This is a genomic window from Psychrobacter phenylpyruvicus DSM 7000 = NBRC 102152, from assembly GCF_000685805.1.
GTDB classification, from domain to species: Bacteria; Pseudomonadota; Gammaproteobacteria; order Pseudomonadales; family Moraxellaceae; genus Psychrobacter; species Psychrobacter phenylpyruvicus.
Genome location: NZ_JMKP01000016.1, coordinates 1 through 18,383 on the forward strand (window position 1 = coordinate 1; position 18,383 = coordinate 18,383).

At 41.8% G+C, this 18,383-nt stretch carries 11 protein-coding genes; 9 read left to right on the forward strand and 2 right to left on the reverse strand.

What is annotated here, in order from left to right; genetic code table 11:
* Positions 1-288 (forward strand): transposase (locus G561_RS14250; RefSeq protein ID WP_037031964.1); only part of this gene is annotated, 288 nt, incomplete at its 5' end.
* 41 nt (positions 289-329) lie between these two features.
* Complete coding sequence (locus G561_RS0107560; RefSeq protein ID WP_028858998.1) at positions 330-518, forward strand: hypothetical protein; 189 nt, start codon at positions 330-332, stop codon at positions 516-518.
* Positions 519-712: 194 nt separating this feature from the next.
* Here the strand turns inward: G561_RS0107560 and G561_RS0107565 are convergent, their stop codons facing one another.
* Positions 713-2,035 (reverse strand): MFS transporter, encoded by a 1,323-nt coding sequence (locus G561_RS0107565; RefSeq protein WP_028858999.1) that lies wholly within the window; start codon positions 2,033-2,035, stop codon positions 713-715.
* A 266-nt stretch (positions 2,036-2,301) separates the two neighbouring features.
* Between G561_RS0107565 and G561_RS0107570 the strand changes: the two genes are divergently transcribed.
* Entirely contained in the window at positions 2,302-5,715 is a 3,414-nt protein-coding gene (locus tag G561_RS0107570; protein ID WP_028859000.1) for an autotransporter assembly complex protein TamA, read from the forward strand.
* Positions 5,716-5,998: 283 nt separating this feature from the next.
* Entirely contained in the window at positions 5,999-11,014 is a 5,016-nt protein-coding gene (locus tag G561_RS0107575) for a translocation/assembly module TamB domain-containing protein (RefSeq protein ID WP_028859001.1), read from the forward strand.
* 71 nt (positions 11,015-11,085) lie between these two features.
* On the opposite strand, the gene hemP is transcribed toward G561_RS0107575, so the two are convergent.
* Complete coding sequence (hemP, locus tag G561_RS15180) at positions 11,086-11,250, reverse strand: hemin uptake protein HemP (protein WP_007395225.1); 165 nt, start codon at positions 11,248-11,250, stop codon at positions 11,086-11,088.
* 243 nt (positions 11,251-11,493) lie between these two features.
* Between hemP and G561_RS14255 the strand changes: the two genes are divergently transcribed.
* The 5 genes from G561_RS14255 (at position 11,494) to proB (ending at position 18,343) form a co-directional block, all read left to right on the forward strand.
* On the forward strand, positions 11,494-12,648 hold the full coding sequence (locus G561_RS14255) for an NUDIX domain-containing protein (RefSeq protein WP_051584441.1): 1,155 nt from the start codon (positions 11,494-11,496) through the stop codon (positions 12,646-12,648).
* A 286-nt stretch (positions 12,649-12,934) separates the two neighbouring features.
* Positions 12,935-13,567: a lipocalin family protein gene (locus G561_RS14260; RefSeq protein ID WP_227674093.1), complete on the forward strand. Its 633-nt coding sequence runs from the start codon at positions 12,935-12,937 to the stop codon at positions 13,565-13,567.
* Between the two features lie 238 nt (positions 13,568-13,805).
* Positions 13,806-15,248: a glyceraldehyde-3-phosphate dehydrogenase gene (locus G561_RS0107600; RefSeq protein ID WP_037031968.1), complete on the forward strand. Its 1,443-nt coding sequence runs from the start codon at positions 13,806-13,808 to the stop codon at positions 15,246-15,248.
* A gap of 483 nt (positions 15,249-15,731) precedes the next feature.
* Entirely contained in the window at positions 15,732-16,940 is a 1,209-nt protein-coding gene (obgE, locus tag G561_RS0107605) for a GTPase ObgE (RefSeq protein ID WP_028859003.1), read from the forward strand.
* Positions 16,941-17,113: 173 nt separating this feature from the next.
* Entirely contained in the window at positions 17,114-18,343 is a 1,230-nt protein-coding gene (gene proB, locus G561_RS0107610; protein WP_028859004.1) for a glutamate 5-kinase, read from the forward strand.
* The last annotated feature ends 40 nt before the right edge of the window (positions 18,344-18,383 follow it).

Consider the following 18,383-nt stretch of genomic DNA (forward strand, 5'->3'; position numbering starts at 1 on the left):
CAGCACTTTGCATCAAAGGGTATTGATTTGCAAACACCGCTAAGACGCAATATGACAGATAATAGACCTAAGTCTGATGTTAATCGATTGATGCGTTATCGACGTAATATTGAGACTGTTATTGGTCAATTGTCTGACTGCTTTAATATACAGAAAGTACGTGCTAGAGATTTATGGCATTTGTCTCATCGTTTAACGCGTAAGATTCTGGCGCATAATTTCTGTTTTCTTTTAAAAAAAAAACTTGGTAACCCGCCTCTTCAGTTTGAATTGCTAATAAAGTGTTGAGAGTGGGGTAACTGGGAATATTTTTTAGTGAGGTATTAATTATGAACTGGCAACTACTTAGTATGATATGGGGTATGGCAGCGACTGTTCTGATTGGGGTATTCATGATTGCTGCTTTGGTGATTGGCTTTGATGATATTCCTCATATTATTAGTGCTGCTGTAGCAGGAGCGGTGATAGCTATTCCGATTTCGGTGGTGGTGACTAAGAAAGTCAATCGTATTAGCTAATTTGAAGATTTCATATCTTTATTCATTAATCTTTATTCATTAATGGGCAAGTTATGAATGGGATATTCCATGAGCTTAGCTTGTCGGTAAAACTGTCAGTCTAAGGGTTTTATAATTAAACAAAAATAAAGCAATCCCTAAAATAAAAAGCCAACTTTAGAAGTTGGCTTTTTATTTTTTTTCAATCTAAGACGTTACATAATCATCGCATCTTGCTGAATCTGCATGGTGTCTTTATATCGTTTTAGTTTAAAATATAAAAATACACCAAACACTATATTAAGCAAGCCCGTTACCATGAATAGCTGAGGTAGGGAGAGCTTTAGTAAGTTTAGGATGACAATGGCGAAAATGGCTGAGGCCACCATAAAGATGGCATTAAAAATATTGTTAGCGCCAATTACGCGTGCTCTATGACTAATAGGCGAGTAAGCCTGCATAGCGGCATACAGAGGTACAATATAAAGTCCTCCACTAAATCCGAGGAAGAAAAGATCAGCGAAAACGCGCCAGCTGCCACTTACCTGAGACAACTCACTAATGCCTAGTAATGAGCTTGAATTAATGTTTAGAGCAGAAAGTGAAAAGTATAAGTCAATAGCAAACAGACTTAACCCAGCAATACCAAAAGGCAACAGTTTAAAGCTGACTTGATTTTTGGTTAAGGTTTTACACAGTAAAGAGCCTGCTGAGACGCCGACGGAGAATAGGGTTAATAAAAAGATAACAACCGATTCGTTGCCATTTAATATAACTTTACTAAACTCAGGCGTTTGAGTAATAAAAGTAGCGCCATAGAACCAAAACCAACTGTTACCAAGAACGATAAAGAATAATAGAGGCAAGGAGTATAGATACTTAATGGTGTCCATACTGGTGCTAAAGATATTCCAGTTGATTTTGATATCCGGCTCAACGGCTGGCATGTTGGGAATGAACTTACTAGAGAGTAGGCCTAACCCTGCAATGAGAAGTGCCATGGCACTGACCCAATACAAGTGATTGTCCATCTGGGTGAACATGCCTGCTATTATCATCCCCATTAAGATTGATAAAGAGGTGCCAGTTTGAAAAAGCGCATTGGCACCGACTAATTCATTTTTATGCATTGCCTGGGGTAGATAGGCGTATTTGATAGGACCAAAAAAAGTGGACTGAGCGCCCAATAAGAATAAGGCCACAAATAACAACCAGTATATTTCAAATATAAGACCAAATGCGGCAAATACCATGATGACGATTTCTAACACTTTGATATATAGTGTCAGCCTAGATTTTTCATATTTATCAGCCAATTGACCTGCTAAGGCTGAAAATAGGAAAAAAGGTAAAATAAATAACATGGCTGCTAAGTTATTCAGTAAACTAACTGATGCCCCTATTTTTGCAGCAGCACTATAGGTCAATAACAGTAATAAAGCTTGTTTAAAAAAGTTGTCGTTAAAAGCACCCAAGAATTGAGTGAAGAACATTGGGGTAAAACGACGACTACGGAATAGTGTAAATTGTGATGCCATAAATCGGCTTCCTAATATAATGTTAATGCCATTTGATTATTATGGTTTTTTACAGCTGGATTAAACATAGCCAAGTTTGATTTGACGCCAAGCTTGGCTATGCATTTTTTAAGTAAGCATTCTAAAATATGCTTAGATACTAAGTATAATAGCCACAATTTATCACAACTAAATTAAATTTGTTCTTTGGCTGGTTAAAATCGCATTTGCAGAGACACAATTAAAACGTTAGTCTTTCGCTAATAGAACTACTATAGCAAGTTGATATGGATAAGAGAGCAGCAATGCCGAATTTAGACGCTACCTTGTTGTTGGCTAAGCAGTCAACTGACACTCAGTTATCTTCTTATGGTCATTTCGTTGACAGTCGCTGCGGTGGTCGAAAGTTACCTTTCCGCTATTCTAAACTTGCATGTGGGTTGTCAGTATGTTTGATGGCTCAAGCTATTATGGCTACAGCAGCCCATGCTATTGAGCCTACTAAGCCTGAAGGGTTGACCAATGACAACCAGCCGTATAACCCCAACTTAGGTAAAGCACAAATTCAGTCGCAAGAAGAGTTAGAAGAAGCACTTATTGCGCTTAAATTAAAAAGAGCAGTCGAGCAGGGGATGATTGATCCCAGTGTGCTTGAAGACTACCAACGCGAAACGTTAAATTCTCCTGTACCCCGGCCTGAAACGCAGAGTCAGGTTGACAGGGTAGTTAATAGTCAAACTCCTGCGCCTCAAAAAGAGATTGAGAGTAGTGAAGCTATCTTTAAGAGAGTCTTCTCTGATAGTAGCTTGCAAACAAATAACAATGCCGGTAACAGTTTGGCTAATGCACCAGTTATGCAGTCTCCGCAGCAGATTGAACAAGCCTTATCGCAAATTACCCCTCAAGTTTCTCGCGATTTTAATAAACCAGTGGCTCGCTTAGATGCCACTGAGCCTCCTTTAGGCTTTGACTCTGAGTTAGATGCTTCAGCGCAGATTAATCCTTCTAACAAAAAAACTTTGGGCATAACCGATGAGGGGGCTACGGAGGAGCAGTTAGAGGGAACCAAGCCGGTATATGAGGCAAAAGACGTTACGGTAAATCCTGATAGCAAACAGGCGAAGGCTGCGGAAAATGCTGCGCATCAAGCGGTTAAAAACACGGCTATCGGTAAAGTTGATAACCAAGTTAAAAACTCTAATGCAGAAAGCGCCGATGAAATGGTGGCTGAGGTACAACAAAACGGTGCTGCAGAGGCCGGTATTAACCCCGAGGACTATTTGCCAGAGTATCAACACGATCCTAATCAGGATTTAACGGCTACCGTCTTTGAGGAACAGTATCAAGACGATGATGACTCTAGAGCCAAGCCTGGATTCTTTAAAGGTCTATATAACCGTTTCTTTAATGATGGTTATGCTGCATTGCCAAAAATTAAGGCCAAAATTTATTTACAGCAATCACCTACCTCAGAAGGGGATGTGCCACGGTTAATTAGAGTTAGTAATGGGACCCAACCTGCCACGAACATTAAAGCGGCGATGGAGAACATTACTGTCGAATCCATCTCCGACTTCACAGCGGTTACCCCGAAGCTGCATCAAGAAGCTTTAAATGCAGCTCAAGCCGTGGGTTATTATGACATTGAGCTAAGCTTTAAGCGGGTTAATTCTGATGAGGTGGCAGTGATTATCGAACATCTAGGTGATCCTGTAAGAATAAATACGTCCCCCATTATTGATATACGGGGCGGAGGCGAAGATCTGGCAGAGTTTAAAGCGATTCAAGAAGACTCACCGCTTAAAGAAGGTGAGATTTTTAACCACGGCGAGTATAAACAAACGAAACAAAGAATTGAAACCACAAAAGATCAATTTGGTTTCTTTGATGGACAGTGGCTGAATAAATCGGTAGATATTATCTTACCCGATAACACTGCAGATGTGGATTTGGTATACGATACTGGGGAGCGTTATCATTTTGATAAAGTAGTATTTTTCACCATTGATAAAGAGACCGGTCAGCTCACCACAGATCCTGACAAACTGCCTGTTAAAGCAGAGCTGTTACATCAATTACACAGGTTTGAGGTCGGTGATGACTTCTATGCCCCTGATGTTACAAGATTTACCAACGATCTATCTGCCACCCGCTACTTCAATTCAGTAAACGTTGAAACCATTAGACCCAATTCCAGTGGGGCTACCTTAGGTTTTGAAAACGATGGTGACGAAGATCTCCTAACAAACGGTGATGAAGCTCAACTAAATACCCAAGCCAATGGACAGGGTTCAGGCCCCATACAGTATGATGAAAATGGTGAACCTTTAGATACTCAGGCCATGAATAACCCTAACTGGGAAGATGAGTTTGCCCCCATTGAATATAAAGTGGATCAAGAGACCTCAGCCAAGCTTGAGAATATCACTGCAAAAGCAGAGCGATTATCTAGATTGCCAGATGATAGGGTGTTAGATGAAACTGAAGAGAAGGCAAAAAGCTTGTTGGGTAAAATATCCAATGCCGTTAGTGATGTAGTGAAGCAAGTTTTCCCAGATGAAAAAGACCCTTATGCCGATACCAGTGCTCTGCCTGATGATCTGAGTAAGACGGTGTTGGCAAATCGTAAAACCCCACAAGATGTGGCACAAAGCAAGTCAGTACCTCTTTATGTCTTCGTTACCGCTGATAAGCCTAGAGATGTGGATTTGGGTATTGGTTATGGTACCGATACCGGTGTACGAGCTGTGGCTCGTATGGAGCATAACTTGATTAATCGTGATGGTTATCAAGCGGGTATTAGTGTGGGGGCCTCGAAGATTAACAAGTCAGTGAACCTGCACGCCAGCCGTCCTTGGAAACACCCTTTGGATGACACTCTTAATGCCAACATTAGTTATGAGCAAGAAACCATTAACCAAGGTGAGGGTAACTTAGATTTAGAAACCAATACCATTAAAGGCGGTTTGACACGCAATATTCGTAATGAAGAGGGCTGGAATAGAACTTATTCTGTACGCTATCGCCAAGACGAGTTAGAAAGTGGTGTTACTGGACCTGATCGCGAAAACTTACCGGTTCCTTTTAACCGAGAAGGGGCACAGTTCAATCAAGAAGCTTTCTTACTAGGTTATCAGATAGACAAGACGGTGACCGACAATGCCACTAACCCGACCAAAGGTTGGCGTCAATACTACTCAATTGAAGCTGGCTCTGACAGCGTACTATCTGATACAGATATGGCCATTGCTAGAGCAGGCGTGAGTGGGGTATATAGCTTTGGTGAACAAAATAAACACCAAGTGGTAGCCAGTCTAGATGGCGGATATATTTGGGCCCATGACTTTGAAGATGTGCCTTATAAGCTGCGCTTCTTCGCTGGTGGCGATCGTAGTATTCGCGGTTATGATTACAATAGTTTGTCTGCCACCGAAAAAGGATACTTGGTAGGGGGTCAGGTGTTGGCCGTCGGTAGTACTGAGTACAACTATGAGTTTAAGCCTGGCTTAAGAGGGGCGGTGTTTGCCGATGTGGGTAACGCCTATGATACTAACTTTGAAGCTGATACCAAGCTAGGTTTGGGCTTTGGGGTACGTTGGGCCTCACCGGTAGGCATGGTCCGAGTTGACTTGGCAGCAGGGGTTCTAGAAGACAGTATCCCAGTGCGCCTGCATTTCTTCATTGGGTCGCCCCTCCAGTAATAGCATGATTGCGATGAAGATTAAGATAAAGAGTGAGATAAATGATTGAGGGAAATAAAGCGGCTTATGCTGTTGCCGTTATATTCAATATCATTTACTATGACTCGACTTTGATTCTCTTGTGAAAACAGGCCATTCTAATCCTAAATACGAGAGGTTGTTGTTAAGTTTAATAGAGGTTAATTGCTGATAAATTAAACAGTTTTAACTATTAGCGATTAACCCTGAGCTAACTATTAACCTTTGTTTCAACTTCCCTTATTGATAACAAGCTACTTAACCCATGACCACTTCGCAAACCCCTGAGCCTAATCCAAAAAAAGACCCTACTCAGCATGATGCTGAGCGGGTTAAGCACCATTATCCTTTGTCATTTCTGATAAAGCTTCTGGCGTTACTGTTGATTTTGTTTTTAATCATATGTATTACTTTTTACATAATGGCAGGTACGGAGAGGGGTACTAAGTTCATACTCGAAAGAATTATTTCAGAAACTGGGGTTAAATTACAGTACTCAGAAGGTAATCTGCGTGACGGGCTTAAGGTGAAAGACATCACCATGAGTGCTTCAGAAGATGTAGATGTGCACTTCGTGAATACTTATGTCAAGATTGGCTGGCGTGCCTTATTTGCCAGAGAAGTGCATTTGCGCGATGCTGATATCGAAACCATTGTTATTGAAAACCGTTTACCGCCCTCAGGCGATCCGTTTCAATATAAAGAGTATGAATTGCCGGTTAACTTGCGCTTTGATAAAGCTCGTATTAACCGAATTATCTATAATCAAGCTGGTAGAGAACCTGTTGAAGTAACCGATATCAAAGCTGATGATTTGTACTGGGTAGGTACCCAAATTAAGTTAGGCCGAGGCAATCTACAATATAGCGATCTCGTAAAGATTGAGAATTTAAAAGGGATTGTGACTTTAGAAGGCAACTATCCGCTAGATTTATCTGGGTTAGTCACAGTTAAAAGCTTAGATAAAGTTTATATTGATCCTATTGAGGTTGAGGCTGTAGGTAGTGTCAAACGTACTTACGGTAAGCTGCGTAGTAAATATAATAATAGCAATGTCAGAGGGGTATTTACCGTTCAGGGCTTAGATGATAATGCTCCTTTTGAAGCCAAATTAAACTGGGATGAAATTGACCTGCCATATGCTGAAGGTCAAGACATACGCCTACAAAATGGGTTGGCGACTGCGTCAGGTGTACTCTCAGATATTGAGCTTCGCATCAATAGTAGACTATTAGCCAATGACATTCCTAGCGGTTATTACCAAGGCCGAGCCAATATCATTGATACCAGCAAAATGTTGGTACACCGCTTAACTGCTAAAACTCCAGAGGGCAATCTGTTGGCAGTTGGGGTGCTTGATTGGGAAGATAGCTTCACTACCAAGGCCATGCTTTATAGTAGGGACTATAAAGTACGTAGCTTATTGCCAGAAAGCGCCGCGCCTTATGCTCCAGAATATCTAAATGGCGAACTGGCAGTGGTCTATGATCTAAAAAATAAAGATGGCTTGATGCAGATTAATGCTAAGCTAAACCAAAGGGACGGCGAGCAGATTAAGGCTAAGGCTGTGAGAGGGGTTAAGCCCGACAACCCTAGATTCAATGCCCCGTGGTATGTTGATGCCAGCTGGCAAAATCTGCGCCGTAAAGATGTGCCTAATGTTGGCGATATAGATAGCCCAAGCGGTGTGGCCAATGTCATGTTACGTGATGATCGATTATGGGTTACCGCGGATGCTGAGATTATCAAATTAAATGTTGCTCCTGCTGGTGATTATAAAGTTAAGCTCAATAAGCGCAACAATAAGATTACGCTGCAAAACCTAAACTATGATGGGGTAATGGGCAATCTTGCCGGTAACGGTAATATTTTATTGGCCACCAATAAATCACCATTGACTTGGGATATAGACGCTAAGACTAAAGGGCTAAACCCTCAAGCCTTTAGTGACACCATTCCTGTGACTAAATTGGTGGGGGATATTAGTGCTTCAGGGAAGATGATAGATATTACCCGTCGCATTAATGGTAAGGTGGTTAAGGGGCAGCGTCATGCCTTTACTATCAAGTCTTCAGATTTATCGTCAACTTTAACTGCCCAAGTCACTGCTACAGACCCAAAAACTGGAAAGAGTACTTCTGAAAATCGCCGCGTCGATGTTATTGGCTATGGGGATGGTGTGGTTGATGTCTTAAATGGAACATTACAAAACTTCGATGCTAGATTTAATGGCAAGCTTGCCACTCAAGGAGTGCCCAAAGGTAATTTTATTGTTGATGCCAATGGGACTACTGAAAATATCAATATCAAAAACTTCAGTCATAAAGGAGAGGCAGGCGACATCACGGCCTCAGGTAACGTAAATTTACGTGACGGTATTGGGTGGAATGTCAAAGCCAATACCAATAAATTTAATGTTGGCTTCTTTGCGCCCCAGACAGAAGGTATTATTAGCGGAAATCTACAAACTTCTGGCAAATGGCGTAATAATCAAACCAAGCTTGGGGATCTACGTGACTTCAATGTGAAGTTCAATGGCTCAATTGACACTCCACAATTACCCCGTGGCAAGCTGACGGTTGATGCTGGAGGTAATGCTCAAGCCATTATCATCCGTAATTTAAGTCACGTTGGTGAGGCAGGTAGTCTAATCGCCAAAGGTAAGCTGGATGTTAGCAATGGCGTAGCTTGGAATGTCAATGCTGTCATGGATGATTTTAATCTGGGCTATTTTGTCAAAGATGTCCCAAGTAATATTACAGGCCGCGTGTCGAGTACAGGGCGATGGAAAGATTCAGTACAGCGTATTAGTATTGATCAAATGGCGCTACGAGGCGAGATTGATGGTGAGCCACTATTGGCTCAAGGCAGTCTAGACGCTACTTTGCATCTGCCCAAAGATATGAATCAGTATTTCGAAAGATTAAAAGCGACAGATGCCAGTGGCCAAGTTCAACAAGTTAAGAGTGTGGTTGAAACCTTAAACGCCAATAACTTGATGATGCAGTGGGGCGACAACCAAGTTGTGGCCAATGGTAATACAGAGCTTTTAGAAGCCAAAGTGAATATTCGTAATCTCAGCCAGATTAGTAAAGACTTCTCAGGCTCTGTCTTAGGCGGCTTTACTTTAATGCAGAATAAAGGCCAAGCCTTACCGACCATTTATGTCGATTTGACGGGTAATAAATTGGCGCTTCCAGGCGTGCTATTAGCACAAGGCATGATTAAAGGTAAAATTGTTGATTTAGCCAAACGACCAAGCACCTTAGTGGTTATGGCTGATGGTTTACAGGCCTCAGGCAGTAAATTTGAAAATATCTATGCTGTATTTGATGGTACTGAACAAGAGCATAGCTTAACTGTAAAAGGCGATACCAATAATGCCAATACGGATGTGGGTATCAAAGCCACCATTAAAGGAAGCTTAGATCGTAAAAAAGGTAGATGGCAGGGAGTGGTCGGTGACGGTGAGGTATCAACCGAATATGTCACGCTAGCCCAAAGCCAACCAGCGCAGCTAATCGCCTCTTTTGGAGGAAAAACGCCTGAAATTCAGTTGGCAGCTCACTGCTGGGAAGCTGTAGGTCAGATTGGTAAGCTTTGTCTGCGCGAGAATCTGATTGCCTCTGCTGATAGGGGTCAGGTTAACGTAGCCATTCAAAAAATCGACACTTCCTTATTTGCACCTATTATGCCCAAGGACCTTAGCTGGCAAGCCAGCCTAAATGGTAAAGCGGTTGTTGAATGGGGTAAGGGTGTTGAGCCAGTAATTAATGCCACCTTATATTCTGACAATGGTAAGTTAGGCTTAGTCCAAGAAGGTCAAGATGAAGCGATAACTGTGCCTTATAAGCGAGTGTCAGTCATTGTCAGATCCTTTGAAGAAGGCTTAAAGCTGCGCACTGATATTGATAATGGTAGTGGTGCTAGAGGCTACGCTGATGTTGTGATTGATCCTTATAATGAGAACAAGCCTATCTCAGGCGCCTTGGTGCTTAACGAGCTAAACTTGGCAATTTTGAAGCCTTTCTTCCCAGGTATGCGAAAACTTGCGGGTAATATCACTATGGCAGGGGGTCTAGGTGGAACGCTGACCAGTCCGGTATTCTATGGGGATGTTAACTTAAGAGATGCCACTGTGGCCATGTTGGACTTACCTGTGAACCTGACCAACATCAATGCTAAGGCCAAGATAAGAGGTCAAAGCGCTGCGCTTGAAGGTACTTTCTTAAGTGGTGAAGGCACTGGTGAACTATCAGGAACGGTGGATTGGAAACAAGAGCTACAAGCCAAGTTACGTGTTACCGGCGAAGGTTTGGTGCTCACTCAGCCTCCACTATTGTATGCAGAAATCAATCCAGACTTCAATATTATCGTCAAGCCGATGCAGAAGTATGTCAATATCGTAGGGGCAATCTCAGTACCTACTGCGACCATTAGACCGCCAGAGGCTAATGAAGAGGTAATCACTAAGTCTGAAGATGTTGTGGTATTAGACCGACAGTTAGTCAACAGAATCGAAGATGTATTGGCAATCTCCAAACCTTGGTCGATCAATGCCGATATTGGAGTGGATTTGGGTGAAAATGTTAACTTCCGCGGCTTTGGTGCAGTGTTGCCATTGGCGGGGGCGGTACATATCACCCAAAAAGGTCAAGGAGTAATGAATGCGTTAGGCGTAGTTCAAGTCAGTCGCCGTAGTACCGTTGATGTCTTTGGTCAAAACCTTGAGTTGAATTATGCTCAAATTCGATTTAATGGCGATGTGGTTAACCCTCGCTTAAGTATTGAAGCGGCTAAAGAGATTGAAGGCCGTACCGTGGGGTTACGTGTGAAAGGCAGAGTTTCAGAACCTAACATTGTGGTCTTTAACAATGCAGGTTTGACTCAGCAGCAAGCCATGAATGCGCTGGTTACAGGACGCATCTCTAATCCAGGTGCCACTCAGATTAGTGAAGAGGGCTTTAAATCAGAGGTTACCAATAACTTGGCTGCAGCTGGTCTAAGCTTAGGGTTAACAGGGACTCGAAGCCTGACCAATACTATTGGAGATGCCTTTGGCTTAGAGCGTCTGACCATTGATGCTTCCGGTACAGAAAGCGATACTAACGTTAACGTTACTGGGTATATCACCCCAGATTTATATATCCGTTATGGGGTAGGCGTGTTCAATGCGCAAAGCAGCTTGTCATTACGTTACCAGTTGACGCGTCGTATCTATATCGAAGCCACATCAGCGGTAGAAAACGCAGTGGACGTTGTTTATAGCTTTAATTTCTAATAGAAATGAGGGGCATAAAAATAAGGGGTGACTTTTTAAGGTCACCCCTTATTTTTTGCAGTTTTATTTGTTTATTTAGTTAAGATGAGTCTATTGTTTCGGGTTAGACGCAGACGGTACTCTTCGCCTTCATGCTGAATTCTCACTTCTTTAGTTAAGGCAAATAAATGCTCTGACTGTAACATAGGAAGTTGATTGTCACGAAGATGAAGTGCTCGAGAAATGATAGTGGCCATAAGCTTATTCCTTAGTTAGAAGTTATTTGATTTCTACAGCTGAAGATAGACTGGTAGAAATATGTCTAATTGATAATGATTATCATTAACTTTGATTATTATTATTTATTACCAACAAAATTGCAAGAGTTTTATCAAAATAAATTTATACTATGATATTAATGCTGGCTAATACTGATATAGACATTAGTCTGCTGCCCCTAATAAATAACTTTTAATGAGTAACCAACTAAGGATGTAATTGTGACAAATATCGATGTGGCTGTGGCGGTAATTCACTTTGGGGAGCAATACTTATTGGGGTTTCGTAATGCTAAGCAGCATCAAGGTAACCGTTATGAGTTCATCGGAGGCAAAATTGAAGCCAACGAAAGCGCTAAACAAGCTCTTATTCGTGAGGTCCTTGAGGAGATAGGGTTAGATATAGGCACCCATAGTGTGATAAATCCTTTGGGAGTACTACGTCATCATTATGCAGATGTTGAGGTGCCTAGTAACTCAAAGAGGGTTTGTCTGCATGTGTTTCGAGTCGCATTAAGTGAGCAGCAGTTCATAGAGTTTGCTGATCAAAAGAAGGGCTGTGAAAGTCAACAGCTACAGTGGGTGAGTTTAGAGGATTTAATTGATCATAAATACCCGCTGCCTGATGCCAATAAAACCATATTACAGTGGTTGAGGTTACCCAATACAATAGCGATTACGCAAGAAGTTGGCACTGTGTTCGCAGTTGAGGATAGTGCAATTGGTGTTGCAAGTAGTATAGCTGGTGTTGCATGTAGTACAGCTAGTATTGATAGTAGTACAGCCTGTAAAGACCAAAGCACTGGCAAAGATCAGCAGTCACAGCAATGGCTAAACTATTATCAGCAAAAGCTGCCTAGGCAGGCCTGTGTCTATGTCAGATTAAAGCAATCAAGCCTAGCTCAACGTAAAGACCAAGTATTAGCCCTGCTGGCCATTCGACCAGATATCAAGTTAATCATAGATTACGAACTGGCCAATCATTTACATGAATTTAGCGGAGCAGCTATAGCGGATCAAATTATCGCTCAGCATTTAACTCAACAGGCGTGCGCCGATAAGGGTATTAAGCTGTTATCTGCATTGCCATTAACCGTAAGTGCTCACAGTGAAGCCAGTATTCAACAGGCGAATAAATTGGCACAATATAGGTTAAACCTTAATTTATCACCGGTGGTAGGCGTTTTTGTTTCCCCTGTGCAAGCAACAAATACCCATCCTGAAGCGACGGCTTTGGGCTGGGAGGGATTCTCTTATCTGGCTCAAGGTAGTGAAGTGCCGGTCATTGCTTTGGGAGGCATGGCACCAGAAGATATAGAACAAGTAAGAAATTATCAGGGTGACAAAGTAGCAGGAATACGTAAGTTTTTAACGTAACCTCACCAAAAAATCAAAATAGAACGAGGGATTTACAAACCGTAGCGTAATACTACATTTTTTGGATAGTAAAGACTGTGGCCCAGTAATATGATGTTGATATCAACTAATAAAGCATAAAAAGTTTTGCATATTATCGGCATAACTTAATGGAAGCTCAGCCAGTAGGGATTAAGCTACTGGCTCAATATGGCTTTTATCAAATTACTTATAGCTTTATATACAACTTATAACTCTCGATACTATTATGAATCAATTTAAGCACGATATCCCAGATAGAACCTTTATGAAAGCTTTGCTCAAGCACACAGGTATTGCTTTGGCTTTACTTGTTCCTTTGGCGGCTTATTCTACTTTTTCGCATGCAGAAACAGGTAAGTCTAGCCCGAGCTCATCTATTAGTGTTACAGCGCCTACTTCTGTAGACCGTGTAGATTTAAATAAGTATGCAGGGCAGTGGTATGAAATAGCCCGTATGCCTATGTATTTTCAACGTAATTGTGCGTCAGATGTAACGGCAACGTATAACTTAAACAAAGATGAGGCGGGCAAGTTGACCTCAGTTGATGTTATTAACCAGTGTCGTAAGCAAGATGGCTCGATGATGAAAGCTGAGGGTTTGGCTAAGCCGGCAAATGATGCTGGCAGTGAGCTCAAAGTTACCTTTGTGCCCAGCTGGCTAAGATGGTTGCCTGTGGGTAAAGCAGATTACTGGATTTTACAGCTTGATGACAATTATCAAAGCGCATTAGTAGGTACTCCAGATAACAAGTACCTATGGGTGTTATCACGTAAGCCTACTTTATCTGAAACTGTATTTGAAGACTATAAGAAGATAGCAAAAATGCAGGGTTATGATATTAATAAGTTAGAGATTACAGCTCACACTAATACGCCAAAGACTGTAGTCAGTAAATAAAGTTAAGCTGGATTTAGCAAAATTTGTGATTAATCCAGCTGTTAGTAACGATTGCTAGCTGACGCACTGGCTAAAATTTCCAATATGATTTAAAATCTCCCTGAATATACTAATAGATAAGTCGGCTTAAATCTGCTTTTGGTTGCCTTAAGCAGATTTAGCCCATAGCTACAGTATCCCTTTTTCATTTAGCGATTATATTGATTTCACTAACCCCTTCACTTCATTTACCCAAAGGATAATTATTGTGAGTAATGCTAATACGCGCCGTGAGTTACATAAAGTTCATTTAGCCAAATACCAACAACAAGAGAATCAGGCTTATGAGCTAGTGAACCAACTGCATAATCTTTATAACGATAAAGACGTAAAAGTTAATTTGTTTGGTGAAACACTTAATGGACTGTCAACAGCGGATCTATTAACTAAAGTTCAGAAAACAGCTGAGCGTAACGATGGTCACGCATTAAGCCTTGATGATATCGTTGCTACTGTTAAAGAAGTGGTAGACAACCAAGATATCAAAACTGCAGTAGTAGATGCAGGTCAATTACTAAAAAATAAAGTAAGCGTTGCTGATGCTCTAGCTAAAGCTGATAAATCAACCCCTGCTGCCAGTGAAGCAACTGACGTTGTACTTTATGGTTTTGGTCGTATCGGGCGTATTTTAACTCGCTTATTATTAGAAGAAGCGGCTACTGACAAAGGTTTGCAATTAAAAGCTTTTGTGGTTCGCCCAGGTAAAGACGGTGATATCGCCAAACGTGCTTCATTGTTAGAGCGTGACTCAGTCCATGGTACTTTTGCAGGCTCAATCGTAGTTGACGAAGAAAACCAAGGAATTATCGTTAATGGTCGCTTCATCCAGGTTATCTATGCCAACGATCCAAGCGAAATTGATTACACAAGCTATGGTATCAACGATGCTATCGTTATCGATAACACAGGTATCTGGAAAGATGAAGAGGGCCTAGGCAAGCACCTAAAAGCCAAAGGTGTGAAAAAAGTGTTATTAACTGCGCCTTCAAAAGGTGAGATTAAAAACATTGTGTACGGCGTAAACAATGATACTATCGGCGATGATAATATTGTAAGTGCTGCTAGCTGTACTACTAACGCCATCACTCCTTCATTAAAAGTACTTAATGATGAGTTTGGTATCGTAAACGGTCACGTTGAAACCATTCACGCTTTCACTAATGACCAGAACTTAATTGATAACTACCACAAATCAGATCGTCGTGGTCGCAGTGCGGTACTGAACATGGTTATCACCAGCACAGGCGCTGCTAAAGCTGTGGGTAAAGCTTTACCAGAGTTAAATGGTAAATTAACGGGTAATGCCATTCGTGTACCAACACCAAACGTTAGTATGGCTATCTTAAACTTGAACCTTGAAAAAGCACCTGAAAGCGCTGATGCGTTGAATGCTTTCTTCAAGAAAGTTTCTGAAAGTGATGCTTGGCAATCACAAATCGCTTATACTGACTCAACTGAAGCGGTATCAACAGACTTCGTGGGTACTAAGCAGGTAGGTATTGTTGACGCACAAGCTACTATCGTGACTGACAACCATGCCACAGTTTATATTTGGTACGATAATGAAGTAGGCTACAGCACTCAGGTATTAAGAGTAGCAGCACAAATGGCTGGTATTCATTACACCAACATCACAGCGTAATTTTCGCTTAGCTGTAGTGGGCTATAAAAGCTGTCTTTTATAGCCCTAAGCATAGAATGTCATAAGTTGTAATGGACATAATGCGGTTGTAAATACTCGGTTAAATTTTTGAGCACGCCAATAGGCTAATATAAAAAAGCACTTATTGAATGCGGACAAAAACAACATAATGACTGAGGCGATTTGCAACGATACCCGATAATCGTTATGGTTATCGGGTATTTTCATTAAAGTAACCATCGATATTAACTCTATGTAATCATAGATAATGCTGTAGAATACTGCGGTATAAAAGCGACACTATTTTTTAAAAATTTATTTTTCTAAAATATTATTTCTCTAAAGTACTATATATCTAAAATATTTTTTCTTTAAAACATTATATTTCTAAGAAGCAAACCTTCTACAATAGCTATCAGTAGAAGACTGCAATTAGCCAATTTTCGTTAGACCAATTTAAAAGAAGTTAAGGGAGCAAGCCCAATGCGATTTATTGATGAAGCAATTGTTACTGTCAAAGCAGGCGATGGTGGTAACGGCATTGTGAGCTTTCGCCGTGAAAAATATGTGCCTCGTGGCGGACCAGATGGCGGTGATGGGGGTAAAGGAGGCGACGTTATTGTGGTTGCCGACGACAATACCAACACCCTAGTAGACTATCGTTATACCCGTCGTTATGATGCGGGCCGTGGTCAAAATGGCCAAAGTAAGAACTGCTCTGGTAAAGGCGCAGACAATATCTATCTGCGTGTGCCTATTGGTACCACCATTGTCAACAATGAAACTGGTGAAGTCGTAGGTGATTTGACTGAGATAGGTCAAGAAGTATTAGTAGCCAAAGGCGGAGACGGTGGCCTAGGCAATACTCACTTCAAAAGCTCTACCAACCAAGCACCACGTAAAGCCACCTCAGGATTTGAAGGTGAGTTAAAAGAGCTTAAGTTTGAACTAAAAGTTGTGGCCGATGTGGGCTTAATTGGACTGCCAAACGCAGGTAAATCTACTTTTATTCGACAAGTGTCTTCAGCTAAGCCAAAAGTTGCCGATTATCCTTTCACTACCTTAGTACCCAACTTAGGTGTGGTGGATGTTGGCCTACATCGCTCATTTGTTATGGCTGATATTCCAGGTTTAATTGAAGGGGCTTCAGAAGGGGCTGGCTTAGGTATCCGCTTCTTGAAGCATGTGGCACGTACCCGTCGTTTGCTACATATCCTAGATATTAAGCCCATTGATGGCAGTGACCCTGTAGAGAACGGTAGAGTGATTTTAAACGAGCTTGAGCGCTTCTCACCAGAGCTTGCTAATTTACCGCAGATTTTAATTTTGAACAAAATTGATCAGGTGCCCGACGCTGATGAGCTTGATGAGCTGTGCTTACATATTGTGGCAGAGCTAGGCTGGACCGGTGCAGTATTCAGAACCTCAACCCTAACCGGTGAGGGTGTGGATGATGTTAAATATCATCTGATGAATGAGATTGAGCGTGAAAAAGAGCGCGAAGAAGAAGATCCTTTATTTGCTGAAGAGCAAAGAGAAAGATTTGAGCGTCTTGAAGCTGAAGTACGACTCAACACAGAAGAGCAAAAAGAAGCCTATCGTGCGGCCCGTCGTGCGGCCCGTGAAGCTGCTTTCAATGCCGATAATGAAGATGATGATGACGATGGCGTAGAGGTCATTTACGCCCCTTAATACATACCCCTCATCCTCTGCAGTCTTTTTTATCGAATTGTGGGTTATATTTCGGTAATAAGGTAGAGGGTGAGAGGGTGCTTAAATCTTCAGCAGTTTTTTTATATTTTGTAATAGTTCAGAGTGTTAACCCAGCATATTACTATTCTATTCATTAGATTTTGGGAAGAATTATGAGTGCTAATAATAACCAGAAAAACTCTAAAGTCATTAAGCCAAAAAGCAGTATACCCAAGCCAATTGACTCAGACCCAGCAGACAGTCGATTTGTCACCAAGAATCGATCATTTAATCTAAAACGAGTCATTGTAAAAATTGGTTCATCTTTACTGACCAACAATGGTAAGGGACTAGATCGTACTGCAATCTATGAATGGGCCAGTCAGATTGCAAAGCTGCATAATGAAGGCAAAGAGGTGATCTTGGTCTCATCTGGTGCAGTGGCTGAGGGCTTAGTTAGAATGGGACTGGATGAACGTCCTAAGAAGTTAGAGGCGTTACAGGCCTGTGCGGCCATTGGGCAAATGGGGCTTATAGAGACTTGGTCATCAGCCCTAATCCAAAGCGGAGTCCGCAGCGCTCAGATCCTGTTGACCCATGATGATTTGTCCAATCGTGAACGCTATCTAAATACGGCTAATACTCTACACAAGCTTTTGTCATGGCGAGTACTACCTGTTATTAATGAGAACGATACCATAACCGTTGATGAGATTAAGTTTGGGGACAATGATACCTTAGGTGCAATGGCTGCGGCTATGGTAAGTGCCGATCTTTATATCATATTAACCGATCAAGACGGTGTGTTTACTGATAACCCTCGCGAAAACCCCAATGCAAAAATGATTCGTCAAGAGCGCGCCATGGCAGATTATTTGTTTGATATTGCGGGAGAAGGCGGTAAGCTTGGCAGTGGAGGTATGCTGACCAAGATTAGAGCTGGGAGATTGGCTGCTATGGGTGGCTGTCCAACGGTCATTGCTAATGGCAGTCTTGATAAAGTCATTACCCGTATTGTCGAAGGTGAAGCCGTAGGTACGCTACTGCAGACCAACCAAGCCGACAAAATCATTGCTCGTAAGCAGTGGCTGGCGGCGCATTTAAGAATGGCTGGGACTTTATTTATTGACTCAGGAGCTGTGAACGCTATTACCGTACAAGGTAAGAGTTTATTGCCGGTGGGCGTGGTGGATATTCATGGGGATTTCGATGAGGGCGATGTGGTTGCAGTAGTCGATGAGACCACCAAGGAGCGTATTGCAGTAGGTCAAGTAAACTTCTCTTCAGAGGAGGCCAGACGTGTGGCTCGTAAAAGAACCCAAAGCTTTGACAAGATTTTGGGAGAGTCTGAGGAACGTGTGGTAATGATACACCGTGATGACATGGCTATTTTAAATAAATAAGCGCATAAGATGTGGAGAGCTGTATAACCTGATACCATTG